The sequence below is a fragment of the Pantoea sp. X-Soil-MYKO-1289 genome (genome assembly GCF_059730625.1).
Window position 1 is genome coordinate 1,759,498 of sequence record NZ_AP036004.1, and the last position, 21,781, is coordinate 1,781,278.

Consider the following 21,781-nt stretch of genomic DNA (forward strand, 5'->3'; position numbering starts at 1 on the left):
ATGCGGCGGCGACGGCTCGCGCAGCGCGAGACGAACAGCCGCAAATTTGTTGGTTTTTATTTCGCCAGCCGCGCGGGACGCGGCTGGCGTAAGCTGAAGGGAAAGGATTTTACACTTTATTAACCTGTTTCGTCGCCTGCTTTAGAACATCATCACCATCCACGGATAGGCGATCAGCATCAGCAGCACCAGGAACAGCAGGCCGAAAATGGTGCCCAGACGCCAGTAGTCTTTGGTCGGCAGATAGCCGCTGCCGTAGTAAATCGGGCTGGGGCCGGTGCCGTAAGGGGTGATAATCCCCATCACGCCAAGCGAGGTACAGAGCATCAGGCAGAACACCGGCATATTGATGCCCGGGATCGCTGCGGCGATGGTCAGCATTGCCGGGAGCAGCGCGGTGGTGTGCGCCGTGGTGCTGGCGAACAGGTAGTGCAGCAGATAGAAGGCGATAAGCAATACCACCGCGGAGACCTGCGGGTCATACCCCTGCAGCAGCATGCCGCCCTCTTTGCCCAGCCAGGCGATAAAGCCGACGCGCGCCAGGCCATCCGCCAGGGCTACGAGGGTGGCGAACCAGGCGAAGGTATTCCACGCCGCTTTATTGCTGGTGATGTCGCTCCAGTTCAGCACGCCGGTCCAGAGCATCAGGATAATAACCAGCAGCGCAGCCATCGCAGGCTCGATCCAGGCGGTGGCGAAAATCCACATCAGCAGCGCGCACACCACGAAAATCAGCAGCAGAATCTCGTTGCGCGACAGTTTGCCCAGCTTTTGCAGCTCGGCAGTGGCCCAGCGCGGCACTTCGTCGTTGACCTTCACTTCCGGCGGATAGAGCCAGTACGCCAGCAGCGGCATGGTCAGGATCAGCAGCACGCCGAGCGGCAGGAAGGCGAGGAACCACATGCCCCAGGAGATATCGAAGCCCACGACGCTTTTCACCAGCGCCAGCGCCAGCAGGTTCGGCGCCAGCGCCGACAGGAACATAGAGCTGGTGATACAGGCGGCGGTAATGGCGACCCACATCAGATAAGAGCCGATGCGGCGCGCGCTCGGGTCGTTGGGTTTAGAGCCGTAGAGCGGCGGCAGGTTGGCGATAATCGGGTAGATGGTGCCGCCGCTGCGCGCGGTGTTCGACGGCGTAAAGGGCGCCAGCAGCAGATCGGCGAAGGTAATGGCGTAGCCGAGCGTCAGGCTGCGACGGCCAAGATACTTCACCAGAATCAGCGCCAGGCGACGGCCGAACTGAGTTTTATCGTAGCCGGCGGCAAACATAAAGGCGCCGAAAATCAGCCAGACGGTGGAGTTGCCGAAACCGCTTACGCCCCATTTAAAGGCCTCGGTGGCGACCTTGAAGCCCGGCTTCGCCAGCTCGGCGGGGCTAAACAGCACGAACTGGCTGAAGAGGGCGATGACCACCACGCCGGTCAGGCCGATGACCGCGCCCGGCAGCGGTTCGAAGATCAGGCCGACGATCACGCCGACAAAGATAGCGAAAAAGTGCCAGGCATAGGGCTCGAGTCCGGCGGGCGTCGGCACCAGCAGCAGCAGGGCGGCGACCACGATGGGCAGCGCCAGCATGATCCAGCGTTTGTGTTGTCCCGGCGGCGGGACGGGCGCAGGTTGCGCGGCTTCGTTCAGCGTCGTTTTCATGTTCATAGTGAGGGTCTGCAAGTTATAAAGAAGAGAGTGTCGGCTTTGTTGATGCACCGTTTATTTAGTGCGCGTATAACGCCTTCAGCAAAACCTTATTGAATAACGTCTTCACATGACAACTTTATTAAATAAACTTTTGCGCCGTGGCTATATGATGCGCCTGCCATAATAGTAAATTTTGATCTAGATCAAAGAGTGAGTTTGCCATTTAATTGCGATTAAGGCTTTAAAAGCCGCGCTGCGCTCTTAAGAAGATTCTGAAGCGAGGAGTGGCGTTACTGGCGCTTTTTTCTGCAAATTTCATCGCTTTTACCTTATTGAAAAATATGAATTAATTTTTGATTATAACAATAATTTGATTTTTTCAGCGCTTTCGCTAACATTACTATAACTAAAATCTCAGTCTTTGCAAAATAAATAACTCCGCTCCTTTAAAAGTTTTATAACTATATTCATTTCTTTTGTAGCTAAAGTAACTGGTATATTAGTGGCATTAAGCCGGACCTTTAAATAATCACCAGAGTGCCTCGTCCGCAGAATTTCTCAGCTTTTAATTTCCGGAGTTAATCTAATGAATACTCGCACCCCGCTTTTAAATCCGCTGACTTTGCCCAACGGCGCGGTATTAAAAAATCGTCTGGTCATGGCGCCGATGACCACCTGTACGGGATTTTATGACGGCACCGTGACCAGCGAGCTGGTTGAGTACTACCGCGCGCGTGCAGGCACGCTCGGTACGGTTATCGTCGAGTCCTGTTTTATCGATAACAAAGGCCCCGCCTTTCCCGGCGCCATCGGCATTGACAGCGACAACAAAATCGCGGGCCTGGCGCGCATCGCCGACGCGATTAAATCGCAGGGCTCGACGGCTATCCTGCAGATTTACCACGGCGGCCGTATGGTGGAACCTGGGCTGATCGGCGGCAAAACGCCGGTGGGCCCTAGCGCCATCGCCGCACCGCGCGAAGGCGCGACCACCCCGCAGGCGCTGACCGCCGATGAAGTCGAAGTGATGATCACCAAATTCGGCGACGCGGTGAACCGCGCCATCAAGGCGGGCTTCGACGGCGTGGAGCTGCACGGCGCCAATACCTATCTGATCCAGCAGTTCTTTTCCCCTAACTCCAACCAGCGCGACGACAAGTGGGGCGGCAGCCGCGAAAACCGCGCCCGTTTCCCGCTGGCGGTGCTGGATATCGCCCACAAAATGGCGGAGCGCATCGCGCACAACACCTTTATCATCGGCTATCGCTTCTCGCCGGAAGAGATTGAAGTGCCCGGCATTCGCTTTGCCGACACGCTCTATCTGCTGGAAAAACTGGCGGAGCGCGGCCTCGACTACGTGCACTTTTCCATGGGCCAGCTGCTGCGTCCCTCTATTGTCGATACCCGCGACCCGATGCCGCTGATCGACAAATATATCGCGCAGCGTTCCGAACGGCTGGCGAAGGTGCCGGTTATCGGCGTCGGCGGCGTGGTGAATAAAGCCGACGTGGAGATGGCGCTGGAGCACGGCTACGATCTGGTGGCGATCGGCAAAGCCTGCATCGCCTACCCGGACTGGGCGGATCGCGTGCTGAACAACGAGCATCTCGACCTCTATATCGACAGCACCCAGCGCGAAGCGCTGATGATCCCGGAACCGCTGTGGCGCTTCTCGCTGGTGGACGCGATGATCCGCGAAGTGAGCGCGCCGGGCCGCAAATACAAGGCGGGCGTCTATCAGGAGAAAGTCGAGGCGGAAGCGCTGAAGCTGAAAATCAACGTCACCCTCGATACCGACCGCATCACCGATATTTCGATGGTGCCGGACGATACGCTGGACGTCGATTTCACCGAGACCTTTGAAAGCCTGCGTAACCGCATTCTGGTGGCCAACAGCCCGCACGTCGACGCCATCAGCGGCGCCACTACCCAGAGCGAGGCGCTGAAAAAAGCGGTATCGCGCGCGCTCTCCACCTCCAGCAAAGAGTATGTGATTGAAGAGGGCGGCAACCCCGCTGCGCCGCAGAACTACGACGTGGTGGTGATCGGCAGCGGCGGCGCAGGCCTGGCGGCGGCGATTCAGGCGCACGACGAAGGCGCGCGCGTGGTGATCATCGAGAAGATGCCGACCATCGGCGGCAACACCATCAAAGCTTCGGTAGGGATGAACGCGGCGGAAACCCGCTTCCAGGCGATGAAGGGCATCAAAGACAGCAAAGAGCTGTTCTATCAGGAGACGCTGAAAGGCGGTCAGCATAAAAACAACCCGGTGCTGCTGCGCGAGTTCGTCGAGCTGGCGCCGGAAGCGATCGACTGGCTGGCGGATCACGGCATTGAGCTGAACGATATCACCATCACCGGCGGCATGAGCATCGACCGTACGCACCGCCCTGCGGACCGTTCGGCGGTGGGCGGCTACCTGATCAGCGGCCTGGTGAAAAACATCAACAAGCGCAATATCGAAGTGCTGCTGGATACCTCAGTTGCTGAAATCCTCACCGAGAACGGCGCGGTTACCGGCGTGAAGGTGGTGGATGAGTACTACGACAGCCGCATCCTCTATGCAAAAAGCGTGATCGTCGCCACCGGCGGCTTCAGCGCCAACCGCGAGATGGTGGTGAAATACCGCCCTGAGCTGGACGGCTTCGTGACCACTAACCATAAAGGCGCGACTGGCAGCGGCATCGCCATGCTGCAGAAGCTGGGCGCGGATACGGTGGATATGGGCGAAATCCAGATCCATCCCACCGTTGAGCAGACCACCTCATATCTGATCTCTGAATCGATTCGCGGCGGCGGCGCCATCCTGGTGTCGCAGGAGGGCAAACGCTTCTTCAACGAGATGGAGACCCGCGACAAGGTTTCCGCGCAGATTATCGCGCTGCCGGAGAAAAGCGCCTGGGTGGTCTTCGATGAACAGGTGCGGGCGAACAACAAAGCGGCCGATGAGTATATCGCTAAAGGCTTTGTGATCAGCGCGCCGACCGTGGGCGAGCTGGCGGTGAAGCTCAATATGGAGCACACCACCCTTGAGGAGACGCTGGCGCGCTACAACCAGTTCGTGGTGGATCAGAAGGATGAGGATTTCGGCCGCACCACCGCGCTGCGCCATCCGCTCAATCAGGGGCCGTTCTACGCCATCCGCGTCGCGCCTGGGGTGCATCACACCATGGGCGGCGTGACCATCAATACCGACACCGCGGTGCTCGACAGCAACAAACAGGTGATCCGCGGCGCCTGGGCGGCGGGGGAAGTGGTCGGCGGCATCCACGGCGCCAACCGTATCGGCGGCAACGCCGTGGCGGATATCATTATCTTTGGTATCCTTGCCGGACGTAACGCGGCGGCCCTGGCGCGCGGCTAGTCCGCTGTCGGCAACGGCGCATCGGGCAACACCACCCGGCGCGCCGTTGCCGGATCCACTTTGACAGCCGAGGCGAGTATGTCAGCCGACGAAGGCGTTTACGCCTATTCCGCAGTACTGATGGGTTCGCCCATTCTTCTTAAGCTCTTTGAGGACAATGCGGCGCTGGCCGCGCAGGTCTTCCGTCTTATCCGCCATCAGGAGAATATCCTCACCGTCAACCGCGCCCACTCCGAGGTGATGGCGATCAACCACGCCGCAGGCAAAGAGCCGGTCTGCGTCAGCCGCGAAGTATTCAATCTGATTCAGTGCGCGCATCAGGTCAGTCTGCTGCCGCACAGCCTGTTCAATTTCACCATCGGTCCGCTGGTCAAGCGCTGGAAGATCGGCTTTCAGGGGCGCAGCGTGCCGCCGCCGGGCGAGCTGGAAAAGCTGATGGCGCTGACCGATCCGCGCGAGGTCGTGCTGGATCCTGCGCGGCGCAGCGTGTTTCTGCGCCAGCCAGGCATGGAGATCGATCTGGGCGCTATCGCCAAAGGCTATATCGCCGATCTGGTGCGCAGTTTTCTGCGCCAGCAGGGCGTGGAAAGGGCGCTGATTAACCTGGGCGGCAACGTGCAGACGCTCGGCGCGCCGCCGCAGGCCGCCGGCTGGTCGGTGGGGCTGAAAACCCCGTTCGGCCAGGCTGACGACTTAATCGGCGTGATTGAGGTTGCGGGGAAATCGGTGGTGACCTCTGGAGTCTACGAGCGCTACTTCGAGCTGGACGGCCGCCTCTATCACCACATCCTCGACGCGCGCAGCGGCTATCCGCTCGACAACGAGCTGCTGAGCGTCACGGTGATTTCCGACCGCTCGATAGATGGCGACATCTACACCACGCTGCTCTACGGGCTGGGCGTTGAGCAGAGCCTCGCGGCGCTGCGCGACGCGCCGCACATCGAAGCGATATTCGTGACGCGCGACCAGCAGGTGATCTGCTCCTCGTCGCGCCAGTTCGCGTTTCGTCTGCACGACCGCCGCTATCAGCTGACTACTGACAATACTGCCTGAGCAGCGAATGGTATTCCGGCTGCAGGCGGTATCGATAGACCGGACGGCCGGTCGCGCCATAGTGGATGCTGGTGAAGAGAATATTGATCTGCGCCAGCCAGATCAGGTATTTGCGGCAGGAGACGCGCGAGATATTGACCTCCGCCGCCAGCTCGTCGGTGGAAAACTCGCTGCCGGGATGGGCGTCGATCCACTGGCACAGGGTGCGCAGCGTCTGCGGCGTCAGCCCCTTCGGCAGCCGTTTGCTGTCGTTGGTGGTGGGCGGATTGCCGTGGATCAGCTGGTCGACTTCCGCCTGCTGGTAGTAGAGATGGTTATCCATCAGCGACTTCTTCTGCCGCCAGTTGGTGAGCGCCTCTTCGAAACGCGGGAACTGGAAAGGTTTGATCAGATAATCCACCACGCCGTAGTGCAGCGAGGTTTTGATGGTGGCGGCGTCGGCGGCGGATGAAATAATGATCACCTCGACAGGCTGCTTCGCCTCGCGCAGCTCCGGCAGCAGATCCAGCCCGTTCTCATGCTGCAAATAGATATCAAGCAGCACCAGATCCACGGCGGGCTCGCTGTGGAGGATCATCTCTTTCGCCTGCTGCAGCGTCGACGCCGTGCCGACGCAGTGAAAGCCCGGCACCTGCCCGACGTAAACGCGATTCAGCTCGGCGACCATAGCGTCATCATCGACCACTAACACATTGATCATGCGGTTTTGTTGCCTCCATCCCAGGGAAGTTGTACAAAAAATTGGGTAAACACGCCGGGTTCCGACTCCACGCTGACGCTGCCGCCGAGGCTTTCCGTCTGCTGCTTCAGCAGATAAAGCCCGACGCCGCGATCCTCGCCTTTGGTTGAAAAGCCTTTGTCAAAGATAGCATCCAGCTGGTCGGTCGGGATGCCTGGCCCGTCGTCGCTGACCTCGCACGCCAGCCAGCCGTTCTGGTAGTGCAGCATCACGTGAATATCGCCGTTGTGTTCACTGCCCAGCGCGTCGAGCGCGTTCTCGATCAGATTGCCGAGCACGGTGATCAGTACGGCGATCTGCTGCTCGTTGCCGATATCGGGCAGGAAGCTGGCATCGCTCAGCGTCAGACGATGGCCGCTGTCCGAGGCGCGATTGATTTTACTCAGCAGGAAGCCGGCGATCACCGGCGACTTGATTTTGTCGAGCAGCGAACCGATTTCGGTCTGGTAGTTGTTCGCCGTTTTTAAAATATAGGCTTCGACCTGCGCATAGTTTTTCATGTGCAGCAGGCCAAGGATCACGTGCAGCTTATTCATAAACTCATGCGAGCGCTCACGCAGCGCGTCGACGTAGTTTACCATGCCGCTCAGGCGCTGCAGCAGCCGCGTGATTTCGGTTTTATCCCTGAAGGTGCAGACCGCGCCGATAAGCCGCTGCTGGCTGTAGACCGGCACGGTGTTGCTCAGCAGCACGTGGCCGTTGATATTCAGCTCTTCGTCGCGCCGCGCGCGGCCGGTAGCCAGCGTCTCCTGCAGCTGGGCGTGGATGACGCTGGCCTCCTCCATGCTGCCGGAACTCTCTTCCGTCAGCAGCTTTTGCGCCGCCTCGTTGATCAGCGACACCTCGGCATGAGCGTCCACCGCAATGACGCCCTCTTTAACCGAGTGCAGAATCGCCTGGCGCTGCTCGAACAGCGAGGAGATCTCCCAGGGTTCGAGCCCGAAGAGGATGCGCTTCAGGGTTTTCACCAGCGCCAGCGTGCCCAGCGCGCCCGCCAGCGCGCCGATCAGAATGGTCCAGATAATGCTCCAGCGGCTCTGGTTGATCTGATCGCTGACCGCCTCCAGCGAGATGCCTATCGACACCACGCCGATCTGCTGCTGCTGCGCGTTATAGACCGGCGTAAAGACGCGCAGCGCCTCCGCCAGCGAGCCGCGATTGACCGAGACGTTCTCTTTGCCCTGCAGCGCCGGATTGATGTCGTCGCCGATAAAGTGCCGGCCGATCAGCGCCGGATTAAGATGGGAGTAGCGGATGCCCTGCATATTGGTCACCACCACGAACAGCAGATTGTTGTGCTGCTGCGCCGCGCGGGCGATGGGCTGGATAATGCCGGCGTCCGGCGGCCCGCTCAGCGCCTGCTGAATGGCAGGCACGTCCGCCAGCGTGCGCGCCACGGCCATCGCCTTATCTTCCAGCTGCTTCTGCGTGGCGTTGCCGATCTGAAAGAAGTAGAGCAGATGCACGCTGAGCAGCACGAAGGTCACTACCGCGCCGATCATCAGCGTAACCAGCGTGCTGAGCTTCATATGTTTTTTGCGGGTCAGGTTGCCTTGCGGAGTGTCGCGCATCGTCGGTCCTTTGTCGGAAAGCGGTGGGGTATTATCGCTTTCTGTGGGGCTTTGCAAAGGTTTTTAGCGCGAAGCGGGATGAGCCGTTGGTTAGCGGGCGTTGTCCGGGCGAGAAGCGCCTGTGTTTAGTTCAGAAGATATGCGGTCGGAAAGGGGCTGGAAAGTAAGAACGCGGGATACAGCATAGAACTATTTAGTTACAGCATACTAATCAAGGGTCTCTTTTCCGGGCATAAAAAATCCACGCGCAGGCGTGGATTTTAAAACCGAGCGGTTTGTTATGAGAGGCGCTAGCCCCTCATCAGACAAACGCGGCTTAGACGTTAAACAGGAAGTTCATCACATCGCCATCTTTAACGATGTACTCTTTCCCTTCTGAACGCATCTTGCCCGCTTCCTTCGCGCCCTGTTCACCTTTGTAAGCGACAAAGTCGTCAAACGCGATGGTCTGCGCGCGGATAAAGCCTTTCTCGAAGTCGGTATGGATCTTGCCAGCCGCCTGCGGCGCGGTAGCGCCGACCGGAATAGTCCAGGCGCGCACTTCTTTCACGCCCGCGGTGAAGTAGGTCTGCAGGTTCAGCAGGGCGTAACCGGCGCGGATTACGCGGTTCAGGCCCGGCTCTTCCAGACCCAGCTCGGCCATAAACTCGGCGCGATCTTCATCGTCCAGTTCGGCGATGTCTGACTCAACGGCGGCGCAAACCGGTACCACCACGGAGCCTTCCGCTTCAGCGATGGCGCGAACCTGATCGAGGTAGGGGTTGTTCTCAAAACCGTCTTCGTTGACGTTGGCGATATACATGGTCGGCTTCAGCGTCAGGAAGCTCAGGTAGCGGATCGCCGCTTTCTCATCGGCGTCCAGCTTCAGCGCGCGCAGCATACCGGCGTTTTCCAGATGCGGCAGGCACTTCTCCAGCGCGGCCAGCTCGACCTTCGCGTCTTTATCGCCGCCTTTGGCTTTTTTCTGCACGCGCTGAATGGCGCGCTCGCAGGTTTCCAGATCGGAGAGCGCCAGCTCGGTGTTGATCACGTCGATATCTTCCGCCGGATCCACTTTGCCCGCGACGTGAATGATGTTTTCATTCTCGAAGCAGCGCACGACGTGGCCGATCGCTTCGGTTTCACGGATATTGGTCAGGAACTGGTTGCCCAGACCTTCGCCTTTCGACGCGCCTTTCACCAGGCCCGCAATGTCGACGAACTCCATGGTGGTCGGCACCAGGCGCTGCGGTTTGACGATCTCCGCCAGCTGATCAAGGCGCGGATCCGGCATCGGCACCACGCCGGTGTTGGGCTCAATGGTGCAGAAGGGGAAGTTAGCCGCTTCGATGCCCGCTTTAGTCAGCGCGTTGAACAGGGTGGATTTACCGACGTTCGGCAGGCCCACGATACCGCATTTGAATCCCATGGTTGGTTACCCTTCTAACTTGAGGTGCAACGCCTGCTGCAGGCATTGCCGGAAACGAAAAAATTTGGCGCATTATACACAGAAATCGCGCGGGCAGGGCGTTTAGCTCGCCTTGAACGCGTGCAGCCGGTTCATCGCCTTCAGGCGATCCTCCTTCAGCCACACTTCGGTACAGCGCGCCGCTTCATCAATCGCATCGTCGATCAGCTTCTGCTCGCTGGCGGGCGGCTTGCCCAGCACAAATCCCGTCACCTTGTTGCGATCGCCCGGATGGCCGATGCCGATGCGCAGGCGGTGAAAGTTATTGTTGTTGCCCAGCTTGCTGATGATGTCCTTCAGGCCGTTATGGCCGCCATGGCCGCCGCCCTGTTTGAACTTCGCGACGCCCGGCGGCAGATCGAGCTCATCGTGCGCCACCAGAATCTCTTCCGGCGCGATGCGGAAAAAGGTCGCCATCGCCGCCACGGCCTTGCCGCTAAGGTTCATATAAGTCGTCGGCACCAGCAGACGCACATCTTCGCCCGCCAGGCTGATACGCGCGGTATAGCCGAAGAATTTCGCCTCTTCCTTTAGCGACTGATTATGACGCTCCGCCAGCAAATCGAGATACCAGGCGCCGGCGTTATGTCGCGTGGCGGCGTACTCCGCGCCGGGATTGGCCAGGCCCACAATCAGTTTAATGCTGCTCACGATGAATATCCTGCTCAGGTGGTGAAAAGGCGTTAGTGTACTTCGCGGCAGAGAAGAGAACAAACTTCGCAAAGGCTGGATGGTTACGTCGCGTGATTAACTATTTTGTTATTTAAATCAAGCTTCTGAAGGTAAATTTAGGTCAGCCTTTATTAGGGTTTGTGATCCTGGACGCAACTTGTCCGCAGGCCATTGCCTAAACTTATGACAAGTTAACATTATGTGCGGTTTGTTTGGCTTGTTCATATGGACAGAGGTGAGTTATGAAACATCAACATTGTCGGAAAGCAGGAAACGTCCTGATGATCGTAGGGCTGGTGGTGATGGTCTCCAGCATCATCTTCTCCGTGCTTAATCAACTGCCGAGCATTCAGATGCCGGCGCTGCTGGCGCAGGGCGCTATTCTCGGCATCTTTATCGGCGCGCTGCTGTGGCTCGCCGGCGCGCGCGTCAGCGGGCGCGAAAGGATCGAAGACCGCTACTTCTGGCACCGTCATTATGACGAGCGCTGCCGCCGCACGCCGAACCACTGATCCGTTTTTCCAGCCATAAAAAAACCGGGCGCATGGCCCGGTTTTTTATTTAACGAATCATTAATGCTCGAACATCGCCGAGATAGACTCTTCGTTGCTGATACGGCGGATCGCTTCAGCCAGCATGCCGGAAAGCGTCAGGGTACGAACGTTCGGCAGCGACTTCATCTCTTCAGAAAGCGGGATGGTGTCGCAGACGATAACCTGATCGATCACCGATTTACGCAGATTCTCTACCGCATTGCCGGAGAAAATCGGGTGAGTCGCGTAGGCGAAGACGCGTTTCGCGCCGCGCTCTTTCAACGCTTCCGCCGCTTTGCACAGCGTGCCGCCGGTGTCGATCATATCGTCGACCAGCACGCAGTCGCGGCCCGCCACGTCGCCGATGATGTGCATCACCTGAGAAACGTTCGCGCGCGGACGACGTTTATCGATGATAGCCATATCGGTATCGTTAAGCAGTTTGGCGATCGCGCGAGCACGCACGACGCCGCCGATGTCCGGAGAAACCACGATCGGGTTTTCCAGACCAATTTGCAGCATGTCTTCCAGCAGGATCGGGCTGCCGAAAACGTTATCAACCGGGACGTCAAAGAAGCCCTGGATTTGCTCGGCGTGAAGATCGACCGTCAGAACGCGGTCGACACCAACGCTGGAAAGGAAATCCGCGACCACTTTAGCGGTAATCGGCACGCGAGCGGAGCGCACGCGGCGGTCCTGGCGGGCATAGCCGAAGTAGGGAATAACCGCGGTAATACGACCAGCAGAAGCTCGACGCAGCGCGTCGACCATCACAACCAGTTCCATCAGATTATCATTGGTGGGAGCACAGGTGGACTGGATGATGAAAATATCACCACCGCGTACATTTTCATTAATTTGTACACTCACTTCGCCATCGCTGAAACGGCCCACTGCGGCGTCTCCGAGGCTGGTGTAAAGGCGGTTGGCAATACGTTGTGCTAGTTCCGGGGTGGCGTTACCAGCAAATAGCTTCATATCAGGCACGAGAAGAACCTCAGGCTTGGCGTCCAGAGAATGAACGGCGTCAGGGTAACCGGCGCATACCCTGATGCATGTTCATACGGGTGTGTTAATGCACAGCGTGCAGCGTCTGGAACAGGGTGACACTGTCACACATGCGCTTACAGCCCGGAAAGGGTGCGATGCAGAGGCGAGACGTTAACGCCTCGCGCGACAAATCCGCATACCCATTTCGGGGCGAGTTCCAGCACCTGACGAGCGGCTGACTCGGTGTCAAATTCGGCAAACACGCAAGCGCCAGTGCCAGTCAGGCGCGACGGCGCGTATTCTAGCAGCCAGGAAACAAGCTCATCAACCTCGCGAAAACGTTTTCTTACCACTGCCTCACAATCATTGTGAAAGGGTGTCGATAAAAGCGCCGCCAGAGAACGCACCGGCGTATCGCGCGTAAGCTGCGGATCGTTAAACACCAGCGGCGTCGGAACGCTCACGCCGGGATGCGCCACAAGATACCATTTTTCCGCCGGGTCGGCGGGCTGGAGCTGCTCGCCAACGCCCTGGGCAAAGGCGGCGAAACCTCTGACGAACACCGGCACGTCCGCGCCAAGCTTAATCCCCAGCTCCGCCAGCGCCTCCAGGGAGAAACCAACGCCCCAGAGGTGATTCAGCGCCACCAGCACGGTGGCGGCGTTCGAGGAGCCGCCGCCCAGCCCGCCGCCCATCGGCAGTTGCTTTTCGATGGCGATCTGCGCGCCGGCGTCGGCCGGCAGCCAGTCTTGGGCCTGCGCCGCCTGGCGCAGCAGCATCGCCGCGCGAACGATCAGGTTGTCGTCATGGGCGACGCCGTCGACCGGCGTAGTCAGGCTGACGCGGCCGCTGCTGTCCGGCGTGATATGCAGGCTGTCGCCGTAGTCGAGAAACTGAAACAGCGTCTGCAGGTTATGGTAGCCGTCTGCGCGACGGCCGGTGATATAGAGAAACAGGTTGAGCTTTGCCGGAGCGGGCCAGGTGGTGATCATTGCAGGGTCCAGCTATCCATACGCAGTTTGATGCGCTGGTCGCCTTCGCGCAGCTCCAGGTTCGCCGGCAGCGGCGGGGTGGATTTGCTGTCGTAATCCTGAATCGCGACCTGCCACTTCTGGCCGTTGCTGCTGTAGTTCAGGCTTTTAAGCTGATAATTGCTGTTGAGCTGATAGTCGCTGGCGTCGCCCGGCAGGCCCATCATCCACTGGCGCAGGTTGGCAAGCGGAATATCCATGCCGGTCAGCTGAGCGATCATCTTCTCCGCGTCGTTGCTGACGTAGCGTTTGCCTTTGTTGTCCACAATCTGTACGGTGTCGCCCTGAGCGTCAAGCTGCAACTCCGTGCTGCCCAGCGGGTTGGTCAGCAGCAGGCGATAGCGGTCCGGAGCGGTCTGCTGCCAGTTAAAGCGCGCGTAGACTTTCTGCTTGTCGGAAAGATAGGCGAAGGCGCCGCGTGTCTGGTAGTGCGTGACTTTCGCCACATCCTGCTGATGCTGCTGCCACTGCGGCGCGGTCGTGCTCGGGCCTGGGCCCTGAGGCTGATTAACGGCGCAGGCGGTAAGCAAAACGCTCGCCAGCGGCAAAAGGCGCAACATAGTGCGTGGTGAATAGGTCATCACGTGGTCATCTCCTCGGACACGTTTTTAATTCGTAACGGTTAACGCTAGCGATCCGCTTATAAACCGTCAATGCTGATTAGAGTAAAATTGCGCACGATCAGTTTAATCTTATTACAGTCATAGCCTTTGTATGGCTTTTCATGATCTGCCGCATCTTGTAGAATGCGCATCACAAAACCCTGACATTATTGGGACATCCCAACTTTTATCGCCATGACGCTGCTCGCTCTCGGAATCAATCATAAAACTGCACCTGTCGCGCTGCGCGAACGCGTCGCGTTCGGGCCGGACGTGCTGGAACAGGCGCTCGACAGCCTGCTTTCCCAGCCAATGGTGCAGAGCGGCGTCGTTCTCTCTACCTGCAACCGCACCGAACTCTACCTTAGCGTAGAGCAGCAGGCGGATCTGCAGGAGCGCCTGGTGCGCTGGCTGTGTGACTATCACCATCTCAATGAAGAGGACGTGCGTCAAAGTCTCTACTGGCATCAGGACAACGCGGCGGTCAGCCACTTAATGCGCGTGGCGAGCGGTCTCGACTCGCTGGTGCTGGGCGAACCGCAAATCCTCGGCCAGGTGAAAAAAGCGTTCGCCGATTCGCAGCGCGGCCATGCGCTGAGCAGCGAGCTGGAGCGGATGTTCCAGAAAACCTTCTCGGTCGCCAAACGCGTGCGCACCGAAACGGAAATCGGCGCCAGCGCGGTGTCGGTCGCCTTCGCCGCCTGTACGCTGGCGCGTCAGATCTTCGAATCCCTGTCGACCGTCAACGTGCTGCTGGTCGGCGCGGGCGAAACCATCGAGCTGGTGGCGCGCCACCTGCGCGAGCATAAAGTGCAGAAGCTGATTATCGCCAACCGCACGCGCGAGCGCGCCGAGCGGCTGGCGGAAGAGGTCGGCGCGGAGGTGATCGGCCTCGGCGACATCGACGCGCGCCTCGCCGAAGCCGATATCGTTATCTCCTCCACCGCCAGCCCGCTGCCGATTATCGGCAAAGGGATGATGGAGCGCGCGCTGAAAGCGCGCCGCAACAAACCGGTGCTGCTGGTGGATATCGCCGTGCCGCGCGACGTGGAGCCGGAAGTGGGCAAGCTGCCTAACGCCTATCTCTACAGCGTTGACGACCTGCAGGCGATCATCGAGCAGAATATGGCGCAGCGCAAAGCCGCCGCCGTACAGGCCGAAAGCATCGTGGTGCAGGAGAGCGGTGAATTTATGTCCTGGCTGCGCGCCCAGAGCGCGGTCGAGACCATTCGCGAATACCGCTCTCAGGCGGAAAGCGTGCGCGCCGATCTCGAATCGCGCGCGCTGGCCGCGCTGCAGCAGGGCGCCGATCCGCAGAAAGTTCTGCAGGAGCTGGCGCACAAGCTGACCAATCGTTTAATTCACGCACCAACCAAATCCCTGCAGCAGGCCGCCCGCGACGGCGACACTGAACGCCTGCAATTGCTTCGCGACAGCCTCGGTCTCGAGTAGACTCCCGGGCTGTTGCCCTCTGTGACGAGAATCCCATCACGACATGAAAACCTCTATTGTTGCCAAACTGGAAGCGCTGCAGGAGCGCCACGAAGAAGTGGAAGCGATGCTCGGCGACGCCAGCGTTATCGCCGATCAGGACCGCTTCCGCGCGCTCTCGCGCGAATATGCGCAGTTAACCGACGTGACCCAATGTTTCCGCGCGTGGCAGCAAACGCAGGAAGATATCGAAACCGCCCAGATGATGCTGGACGATGCCGAAATGCGCGATATGGCGCAGGAAGAGCTGCAGCAGGCGCGCGCCGAGAGCGAGCGGCTGGAGCAGCAGCTGCAGGTGCTGCTGCTGCCGAAAGATCCTGACGACGAACGCGCCTGCTTTATCGAAGTGCGCGCCGGCACTGGCGGCGACGAGGCGGCGATCTTCGCCGGCGACCTGTTCCGCATGTACAGCCGCTACGCCGAAGCGCGCCGCTGGCGCGTGGAGATCGTCAGCGCCAACGAAGGCGAGCACGGCGGCTATAAAGAAGTGATCGCCCGCGTCACCGGCGACGGCGCCTATGGCCGCCTGAAGTTCGAATCGGGCGGCCACCGCGTGCAGCGCGTGCCGGAAACCGAATCCCAGGGACGTATCCATACCTCGGCCTGCACCGTGGCGGTGATGCCGGAGGTGCCGGAAGCGGAGCTGCCGGAGATCAATCCGTCCGATCTGAAGATCGACACCTTCCGCTCGTCAGGCGCGGGCGGCCAGCACGTCAACACCACCGACTCCGCTATCCGCATCACCCACCTGCCGACCGGCATCGTGGTGGAGTGTCAGGATGAGCGTTCGCAGCACAAAAACAAAGCCAAAGCGCTGGCGGTGCTGGGCGCGCGCATTCGCGCCGCGGAGATGGCGAAGCGCCACGAAGCGGAGGCGAGCACGCGCCGCAACCTGCTGGGCAGCGGCGATCGCTCCGATCGTATCCGCACCTACAACTTCCCGCAGGGGCGCGTGACCGATCACCGCATCAACCTGACCATCTATCGCCTTGACGAGACCATGGAAGGCAAGCTGGACAACCTGATTGAGCCGATTGTGCAGGAGCATCAGGCCGATCAGCTGGCCGCGCTGGCTGGTCAGGAGTAATGGAGTTTCAACGCTGGCTGAAAAGGGCTGTCGCCGCGCTACAGGGCGGCGAGAGTCCGAAGCGCGACGCGGAGATCCTGCTGGGGCACGTTACCGGCAAATCGCGCAGCTGGCTGGTGGCGTTCGGCGAGACCGAACTGCTGCCTGAACAGCTGACGCGCCTTGACGCGCTGCTGGCGCGGCGCGTGCAGGGCGAGCCGGTGGCGCATCTGATCGGCGAGCGCGAATTCTGGTCGCTGCCGCTGCGCGTCTCCGACGCGACGCTGATCCCGCGACCCGACACCGAAGTGCTGGTAGAGCAGGCGCTGGCGCGCCTGCCCGCCGCGCCGTCGCGCATTCTCGATCTCGGCACCGGCACCGGCGCTATCGCGCTGGCGCTGGCGAGCGAACGGCCCGACTGCGAAGTGCTGGGCGTCGATCGCATCGAGGCCGCCGTGGCGCTGGCGCAAAGCAACGCCGACCGGCTGGCGATCCCCAACGCCGCCTTCGTCCTGAGCCACTGGTTCGACGCGCTGCCCGCCGCGCGCTTCAATCTGATCGTCAGCAATCCTCCCTATATCGACGCGTGCGACCAGCATCTTTCGCAGGGCGACGTGCGTTTCGAACCGCGCAGCGCGCTGGTGGCCGACGAGGCGGGGCTGGCAGATCTGCGCCTGCTTATCACCCAGGCGCCGCAGTGGCTGGCGCCCGGCGGCTGGCTGCTGCTGGAGCATGGCTGGCAGCAGGACGCCCTAGTCCGCGCGCTGATGCAGCAGCACGATTTTCTTCAGGTTGAGACCGTGAATGATTACGGCGGCAATCCGCGCGTCACGCTCGGTCGCATTCCCTCTTAAAAAGGACGTTTCATGGCCGCTTACTATCCGCTTATTAAGCAACTGCATCTGCTGACGGTGTTTATCAGCATTGCGCTTTTTATCCTGCGTTTTTACTGGCTGCGCCGCGGCTCGGCGCTGCTGCAGCGCCGCTGGGTGCGCATTACGCCGCACGTTAACGACACCTTTTTACTGCTGACCGGCGTGCTGCTGGTGATGATTACCCACTTTTACCCGTTCTCGCCGCAAGGAAGCTGGCTGACGGAGAAGCTTTTAGGCGTTATTATCTACATCGCCTTAGGTTCCGTGGCATTGAGTCGTCGCCCGCGCGCCAGCCGTACGCGCTGGATCGCTTTCCTGGTCGCGCTGGTCGCGCTGGTGACAGTGATTAAGCTGGCGGTGACCAAAATGCCGTTATTGGGGATAGTATGACCTCCACAGAGCAATTAGATTTTAGCCAGACGCCGCTGTGCGAAGCGGTGATTGGCGCCACCCGCGCGATTCGCGCCGATTTTCCCGCCTCGTCCGTGCAGGAGCAGCTGGCGACGCTGGTGGCGGAAGCCCGCCGCTATGTGAGCAGCGAACAGGACGCCGACATGCAGCTGGAGAAGCTGCTGGAGCTTTTCTACCGCCATTGGGGCTTCGGCGGCGCCAGCGGCATCTACAACCTTTCTGACGCGCTGTGGCTGGATAAAGTGCTCAAGACGCGTCAGGGCACCGCGGTGTCGCTGGGCGTGATCCTGCTGCATATCGCGCAGGCGCTCGACATTCCGCTGATGCCGGTTATTTTCCCCACGCAGCTGATTTTACGCGCCGACTGGATCGACGGCGAGATGTGGCTGATCAACCCGTTCAACGGCGAGACGCTCGATACCCACACGCTGGAAGTGTGGCTGAAGGGCAACATCAGCCCCACGGCGAAGCTCTACGACGACGATCTGGAAGAGGCGAAGACCATTAGCGTGATGCGCAAGATGCTCGACACCATGAAGGCGGCGCTGATGGAGGAGAAGCAGATGGAGCTGGCGCTGGGCGTGAGCCAGGTGCTGTTGCAGATCGATCCAGACGACCCTTACGAGATCCGCGATCGCGGTTTGATCTACGCGCAGCTGGAGTGCGACCATATTGCGCTAAACGATTTAACCTACTTCGTTGAGCAGTGTCCCGAGGATCCGGTCAGCGAGATGATCAAAGTACAAATTCACGCAATTGAACAGAAACAGGTGACGCTGCACTAAGCGCACCACACCATTAAGGAAAGGGCATGACTCAGAAAGTCGTCACTATTGGTGATATCAAGGTCGCTAACGATCTGCCATTTGTGCTGTTTGGCGGCATGAACGTGCTGGAATCGCGCGATCTCGCCATGCGTATTTGCGAACACTATGTGAAGGTCACCGACAAGCTCGGCATTCCGTACGTGTTCAAGGCCTCTTTTGACAAGGCTAACCGCTCTTCCATTAAATCCTATCGCGGTCCCGGCCTCGAAGAGGGCATGAAGATTTTCCAGGAGCTGAAGCAGGCGTTCGGCGTGAAGATCATTACCGACGTGCACGAGGCGTCGCAGGCGCAGCCGGTGGCCGACGTGGTCGACGTGATCCAGCTGCCCGCCTTCCTGGCGCGTCAGACCGACCTGGTGGAAGCGATGGCGAAGACCGGTGCGGTGATTAACGTGAAGAAACCGCAGTTCGTCAGCCCTGGCCAGATGGGCAATATCGTGGATAAGTTCGCGGAAGGCGGCAACGATCAGGTGATTCTGTGCGATCGCGGCAGCAACTTCGGCTATGATAATCTGGTCGTCGATATGCTCGGCTTTAACGTGATGAAGAAAGTCACCAACAACAGCCCGGTGATTTTCGACGTGACCCACGCGCTGCAGACGCGCGACCCGTTCGGCGCCGCTTCCGGCGGTCGCCGCGCCCAGGTGGGCGAGCTGGCGCGCGCCGGGATGGCGGTCGGCATTGCCGGTCTGTTTATCGAAGCGCATCCGGATCCGGATCACGCGAAGTGCGACGGCCCGTCCGCGCTGCCGCTTGATAAACTGGAGCCGTTCCTGGTGCAGATGAAGGCGATTGACGACCTGGTGAAGAGCTTCCCGGAGCTGGATACCAGCAAGTAACTGGCGCTTCAGGCGGCGAAATAAAAAAGAGCGACATTGGTCGCTCTTTTTTTTGTCTCTTGTTCAGAGCATGATCGTCATCAGATAGCCGGCAAAAATCGCCAGGTGCGCGGCGCCGTTCAGCACGTTGGTGCGCCCGGTGGAAAACGAGATATGACACAGGATCAGCGCTGCTGACATCATCACCATCTGCGGCGGCTCAAGGCCGAACACCAGCTGCTGGCCGGTAAGGGTGGCGATAATGCTTACCGCCGGCACGGTCAGCGAGATGGTCGCCAGCACCGAGCCGAAAAAGAGATTCATGGCGCGCTGCACCTGATTCATCAGCACCGCCTTCAGCGCGCCCAGCCCTTCCGGCGACAGGATCAGCAGGGCCACCAGGAAGCCGGTGAACTGCGCGGGCGCATTAAACTCCGACAGCAGATGCTCCAGCGTATTGGCGTTCATCTTGGTGACGCTGATCACCGCAATCAGATGCACGATCAGCCAGACGGTGTGCCAGACGCTGCTGTGCGCCGAGGGCTTGCCGTGATGAGGGTCGCCATCGTCGCTGTCGTCTTCATGCTCGTAAACAAACAGGCTCTGGTGGGTGCGCGTCTGGATCAGCAGGAAAACGCCGTACATCGCCGCCGAAATCGCCGCGATCAGCAGCGCCTGCGTGGTGGTGAAGTTGCCGCCCGGCAGGGCGTTGGGAAACACCAGCACCAGGATCGCCAGCGGAAAGATGGCGATCAGGTACTGCTTTACCCCGGCAAGATTCACATACTGCGTGGCGAACTTGCGCCCGCCCAGCAGCAGCGAGAACCCCACCAGCCCGCCGGTGACGATCATGATGATGGAGTAGAGCGTGTCGCGCATCAGCGCCGGCGCGGCATCGCCGGTGGCCATCAGCGCGGAGATCAGACTGACCTCGAGGATCACCACCGACAGGCTGAGGATCAGCGAGCCGTAGGGCTCGCCCAGCCGATGCGCCAGCACGTCGGCATGGCGCACCACGCTGAAGGCGCTGCTGAGGATCGCCACCAGCGCCAGCAGGTTGATGCCGATAACCGCGGGCAGAGAGGTCTGTCCGCCAAAGAAAAACAGCACGCCCAGGGCGGCGAGAGGAAGTATCAGCGAGAACTCTTTGTGACGTGTTTTTTCATGTGTGGTCATTCACCATCCTCTTGAGAGAAATGCTTCGGCGAAACCCAACGGGGTTTCACAAAATAGTAGAACTTTTATTACATATCAGAGTGTAACTTTTCGCCGTTTAACCGGGGTAAAATTTACCGGTTTTTACTTTCATACAAATACACGGCCACACTGCCAAAAAGCAATATAAAAATGTTTTATCGCTTTCTATTCATCATATTAACGTAGTTCGTCAGGAAATAATAACGCAGTTAAATGCAAATTATTACTGCGATAACCCTGGGTTTCAGGCGCTTCGTGCGATTTTTTCGAAACGGCAGGTTGAATATCAAGGTTGTAATTTTTTCTCCATACGCCAGGCTTAAAGCTGACCTTTAATGGAGGAAATGCAATGCCTTACAAAAATCGTGAAGCGCTGCCGGATAACGTGAAGCATGTTCTGCCGCCGCATGCGCAGGAGATCTATCAGAAGGCGTTCAACAGCGCCTGGGATCAGTATAAAGACAAAGATGAGCGACGCGGCGACGAGTCTCGGGAAGAGGTGGCGCATAAAGTTGCCTGGTCGGCGGTAAAAAAAGAGTATGAAAAAAGGGATGATGATAAGTGGCACCCTAAAAAGTAGCCACGGGACCGGGGCCGGCGCAGCCGGCCTGACGCAGCGCTTTTTTAATTTCTCGCCTGGCCGCGGCCTTGAAAGCGGGGCGGAAAATGCATACTGTCAGAGCTTGCTGCGGCTCAAGAATGTCGCCCGTTAGCCGATTTTATAAGGGAGCCCGTCGGACAGGACGTTAAAAAGGTCAGGAGGTCGCATTGTTAACCCGAGAATTTTTATTAAAAGCAGACTGCAAAACCTCATTCGGCGATATTGAGGAATCGTTGCTCTGGAGCTGCGAGCAGCGCGCCGCGTCGCTGGCGGCCACGCTCGCCTGCCGTCCCGACCAGAGTCCGGTCTGGATCTTCGGCTATGGGTCGCTGATGTGGAATCCTGTTTTTGAAGCGGACGAGGTCGCCTCCGGCACGCTGGACGGCTGGCATCGCGCCTTCTGCCTGCGGCTGATCGCCGGACGCGGCACCTCGTCCCATCCTGGCCGCATGCTGGCGCTGAAAGAGGGCGGTTCGACCAGCGGCCTGGCGTTCCGCCTGCCGGAGACGCGCCTGCATGAAGAGCTGGAGCTGCTGTGGAAGCGCGAAATGATCACCGGCTGCTATCTGCCGACCTGGTGCGAATTAACGCTGGAGGATGGGCGCAGCGTCACCGCGCTGGCCTTTATTATGGATCCGCGCCATCCGCTGTATGAATCGGACTCCTGTCCTGAAGCGATCGCGCCGCTGATCGCCGCGGCGAGCGGCCCGTTGGGCAGCAACGCGCAGTATCTTTTTTCGCTGGAGCAAGAGCTGGCGAAGCGCGGCATGGAGGAGGAGAGTTTAAGCCGCCTGGCGCACCAGGTGCGCGCGCTGCAGGCGGGCGTGCGCTGCGCGCAGGGCTAAAGGGTAAGGC

The 21,781-nt window shown here is 59.5% G+C and carries 20 protein-coding genes; 11 read left to right on the forward strand and 9 right to left on the reverse strand.

Annotation, left to right across the window (positions count from 1 at the left end; translation table 11 throughout):
* Positions 1-141: 141 nt before the first annotated feature.
* Positions 142-1,650, reverse strand: a complete 1,509-nt coding sequence (locus AC6I7Z_RS08435) for an anion permease (protein WP_048786423.1) — start codon at positions 1,648-1,650, stop codon at positions 142-144.
* A 574-nt stretch (positions 1,651-2,224) separates the two neighbouring features.
* Between AC6I7Z_RS08435 and AC6I7Z_RS08440 the strand changes: the two genes are divergently transcribed.
* Both AC6I7Z_RS08440 and AC6I7Z_RS08445 read left to right on the forward strand, forming a co-directional pair.
* A complete protein-coding gene (locus tag AC6I7Z_RS08440) occupies positions 2,225-5,002 on the forward strand; it encodes a flavocytochrome c (protein ID WP_497813847.1) in 2,778 nt (925 codons plus the stop codon).
* 78 nt (positions 5,003-5,080) lie between these two features.
* Complete coding sequence (locus AC6I7Z_RS08445) at positions 5,081-6,055, forward strand: FAD:protein FMN transferase (RefSeq protein ID WP_497813848.1); 975 nt, start codon at positions 5,081-5,083, stop codon at positions 6,053-6,055.
* Here AC6I7Z_RS08445 and dcuR read toward each other — a convergent pair.
* The 4 genes from dcuR to pth form a co-directional block, all read right to left on the reverse strand.
* On the reverse strand, positions 6,036-6,755 hold the full coding sequence (dcuR, locus tag AC6I7Z_RS08450; RefSeq protein ID WP_033747696.1) for a two-component system response regulator DcuR: 720 nt from the start codon (positions 6,753-6,755) through the stop codon (positions 6,036-6,038). The genes AC6I7Z_RS08445 and dcuR overlap by 20 nt on opposite strands.
* Entirely contained in the window at positions 6,752-8,365 is a 1,614-nt protein-coding gene (locus AC6I7Z_RS08455; RefSeq protein WP_497813849.1) for a sensor histidine kinase, read from the reverse strand. The genes dcuR and AC6I7Z_RS08455 overlap by 4 nt, the downstream gene beginning before the upstream one ends.
* A gap of 316 nt (positions 8,366-8,681) precedes the next feature.
* Entirely contained in the window at positions 8,682-9,773 is a 1,092-nt protein-coding gene (gene ychF / locus AC6I7Z_RS08460) for a redox-regulated ATPase YchF (RefSeq protein WP_033747685.1), read from the reverse strand.
* A gap of 102 nt (positions 9,774-9,875) precedes the next feature.
* Positions 9,876-10,463: an aminoacyl-tRNA hydrolase gene (gene pth / locus AC6I7Z_RS08465; protein ID WP_497813850.1), complete on the reverse strand. Its 588-nt coding sequence runs from the start codon at positions 10,461-10,463 to the stop codon at positions 9,876-9,878.
* 263 nt (positions 10,464-10,726) lie between these two features.
* Here pth and ychH point away from each other — a divergent pair, with 263 nt between their 5' ends.
* Positions 10,727-10,996, forward strand: a complete 270-nt coding sequence (gene ychH / locus AC6I7Z_RS08470) for a stress-induced protein YchH (protein ID WP_497813851.1) — start codon at positions 10,727-10,729, stop codon at positions 10,994-10,996.
* Between the two features lie 60 nt (positions 10,997-11,056).
* Here ychH and prs read toward each other — a convergent pair whose 3' ends face one another.
* The 3 genes from prs to lolB form a co-directional block, all read right to left on the reverse strand.
* Complete coding sequence (prs, locus tag AC6I7Z_RS08475; RefSeq protein WP_006118899.1) at positions 11,057-12,004, reverse strand: ribose-phosphate diphosphokinase; 948 nt, start codon at positions 12,002-12,004, stop codon at positions 11,057-11,059.
* A 137-nt stretch (positions 12,005-12,141) separates the two neighbouring features.
* Positions 12,142-12,999 carry a 4-(cytidine 5'-diphospho)-2-C-methyl-D-erythritol kinase gene (gene ispE / locus AC6I7Z_RS08480; RefSeq protein WP_497813852.1) on the reverse strand — a complete coding sequence of 286 codons (858 nt, stop codon included), beginning with the start codon at positions 12,997-12,999 and terminating at the stop codon, positions 12,142-12,144.
* A complete protein-coding gene (lolB, locus tag AC6I7Z_RS08485) occupies positions 12,996-13,619 on the reverse strand; it encodes a lipoprotein insertase outer membrane protein LolB (protein ID WP_497813853.1) in 624 nt (207 codons plus the stop codon). Before lolB ends, ispE begins: the two co-directional genes overlap by 4 nt.
* Positions 13,620-13,835: 216 nt before the next feature.
* On the opposite strand from lolB, the gene hemA reads away from it, so the two are divergent.
* Genes hemA through kdsA form a run of 6 tightly spaced genes read left to right on the forward strand, consistent with a single transcriptional unit; the run spans position 13,836 to position 19,149 of the window.
* Entirely contained in the window at positions 13,836-15,092 is a 1,257-nt protein-coding gene (hemA, locus tag AC6I7Z_RS08490) for a glutamyl-tRNA reductase (RefSeq protein ID WP_497813854.1), read from the forward strand.
* Between the two features lie 43 nt (positions 15,093-15,135).
* Positions 15,136-16,218, forward strand: coding sequence for a peptide chain release factor 1 (prfA, locus tag AC6I7Z_RS08495; RefSeq protein WP_033747664.1), 1,083 nt, complete (start codon positions 15,136-15,138; stop codon positions 16,216-16,218).
* Positions 16,218-17,051 carry a peptide chain release factor N(5)-glutamine methyltransferase gene (gene prmC / locus AC6I7Z_RS08500; RefSeq protein ID WP_497813855.1) on the forward strand — a complete coding sequence of 278 codons (834 nt, stop codon included), beginning with the start codon at positions 16,218-16,220 and terminating at the stop codon, positions 17,049-17,051. Before prfA ends, prmC begins: the two co-directional genes overlap by 1 nt.
* 12 nt (positions 17,052-17,063) lie before the next feature.
* A complete protein-coding gene (locus AC6I7Z_RS08505) occupies positions 17,064-17,462 on the forward strand; it encodes a SirB2 family protein (RefSeq protein ID WP_497813856.1) in 399 nt (132 codons plus the stop codon).
* A complete protein-coding gene (sirB1, locus tag AC6I7Z_RS08510; protein WP_497813857.1) occupies positions 17,459-18,268 on the forward strand; it encodes an invasion regulator SirB1 in 810 nt (269 codons plus the stop codon). Before AC6I7Z_RS08505 ends, sirB1 begins: the two co-directional genes overlap by 4 nt.
* Positions 18,269-18,294: 26 nt before the next feature.
* Positions 18,295-19,149 carry a 3-deoxy-8-phosphooctulonate synthase gene (gene kdsA / locus AC6I7Z_RS08515; protein ID WP_497813858.1) on the forward strand — a complete coding sequence of 285 codons (855 nt, stop codon included), beginning with the start codon at positions 18,295-18,297 and terminating at the stop codon, positions 19,147-19,149.
* Between the two features lie 63 nt (positions 19,150-19,212).
* On the opposite strand, the gene chaA is transcribed toward kdsA, so the two are convergent.
* Complete coding sequence (chaA, locus tag AC6I7Z_RS08520; protein ID WP_286871087.1) at positions 19,213-20,304, reverse strand: sodium-potassium/proton antiporter ChaA; 1,092 nt, start codon at positions 20,302-20,304, stop codon at positions 19,213-19,215.
* A gap of 370 nt (positions 20,305-20,674) precedes the next feature.
* Between chaA and chaB the strand changes: the two genes are divergently transcribed.
* Positions 20,675-20,905, forward strand: coding sequence for a putative cation transport regulator ChaB (gene chaB, locus AC6I7Z_RS08525; protein WP_497813859.1), 231 nt, complete (start codon positions 20,675-20,677; stop codon positions 20,903-20,905).
* A 188-nt stretch (positions 20,906-21,093) separates the two neighbouring features.
* Entirely contained in the window at positions 21,094-21,771 is a 678-nt protein-coding gene (locus tag AC6I7Z_RS08530; RefSeq protein ID WP_048784238.1) for a gamma-glutamylcyclotransferase, read from the forward strand.
* Positions 21,772-21,781 lie beyond the last annotated feature (10 nt).

Excerpts from the sequence above, each read along its gene's own strand:
- AC6I7Z_RS08435 (WP_048786423.1), bottom strand. The coding sequence starts at position 1,650 with ATGAAAACGACGCTGAACGAAGCCGCGCAACCTGCGCCCGTCCCGCCG.
- AC6I7Z_RS08440 (WP_497813847.1), top strand. The coding sequence starts at position 2,225 with ATGAATACTCGCACCCCGCTTTTAAATCCGCTGACTTTGCCCAACGGC.
- AC6I7Z_RS08445 (WP_497813848.1), top strand. The coding sequence starts at position 5,081 with ATGTCAGCCGACGAAGGCGTTTACGCCTATTCCGCAGTACTGATGGGT.
- dcuR (WP_033747696.1), bottom strand. The coding sequence starts at position 6,755 with ATGATCAATGTGTTAGTGGTCGATGATGACGCTATGGTCGCCGAGCTG.
- AC6I7Z_RS08455 (WP_497813849.1), bottom strand. The coding sequence starts at position 8,365 with ATGCGCGACACTCCGCAAGGCAACCTGACCCGCAAAAAACATATGAAG.
- ychF (WP_033747685.1), bottom strand. The coding sequence starts at position 9,773 with ATGGGATTCAAATGCGGTATCGTGGGCCTGCCGAACGTCGGTAAATCC.
- ychH (WP_497813851.1), top strand. The coding sequence starts at position 10,727 with ATGAAACATCAACATTGTCGGAAAGCAGGAAACGTCCTGATGATCGTA.
- ispE (WP_497813852.1), bottom strand. The coding sequence starts at position 12,999 with ATGATCACCACCTGGCCCGCTCCGGCAAAGCTCAACCTGTTTCTCTAT.
- lolB (WP_497813853.1), bottom strand. The coding sequence starts at position 13,619 with ATGACCTATTCACCACGCACTATGTTGCGCCTTTTGCCGCTGGCGAGC.
- hemA (WP_497813854.1), top strand. The coding sequence starts at position 13,836 with ATGACGCTGCTCGCTCTCGGAATCAATCATAAAACTGCACCTGTCGCG.
- prfA (WP_033747664.1), top strand. The coding sequence starts at position 15,136 with ATGAAAACCTCTATTGTTGCCAAACTGGAAGCGCTGCAGGAGCGCCAC.
- prmC (WP_497813855.1), top strand. The coding sequence starts at position 16,218 with ATGGAGTTTCAACGCTGGCTGAAAAGGGCTGTCGCCGCGCTACAGGGC.
- AC6I7Z_RS08505 (WP_497813856.1), top strand. The coding sequence starts at position 17,064 with ATGGCCGCTTACTATCCGCTTATTAAGCAACTGCATCTGCTGACGGTG.
- sirB1 (WP_497813857.1), top strand. The coding sequence starts at position 17,459 with ATGACCTCCACAGAGCAATTAGATTTTAGCCAGACGCCGCTGTGCGAA.
- kdsA (WP_497813858.1), top strand. The coding sequence starts at position 18,295 with ATGACTCAGAAAGTCGTCACTATTGGTGATATCAAGGTCGCTAACGAT.
- chaA (WP_286871087.1), bottom strand. The coding sequence starts at position 20,304 with ATGACCACACATGAAAAAACACGTCACAAAGAGTTCTCGCTGATACTT.
- chaB (WP_497813859.1), top strand. The coding sequence starts at position 20,675 with ATGCCTTACAAAAATCGTGAAGCGCTGCCGGATAACGTGAAGCATGTT.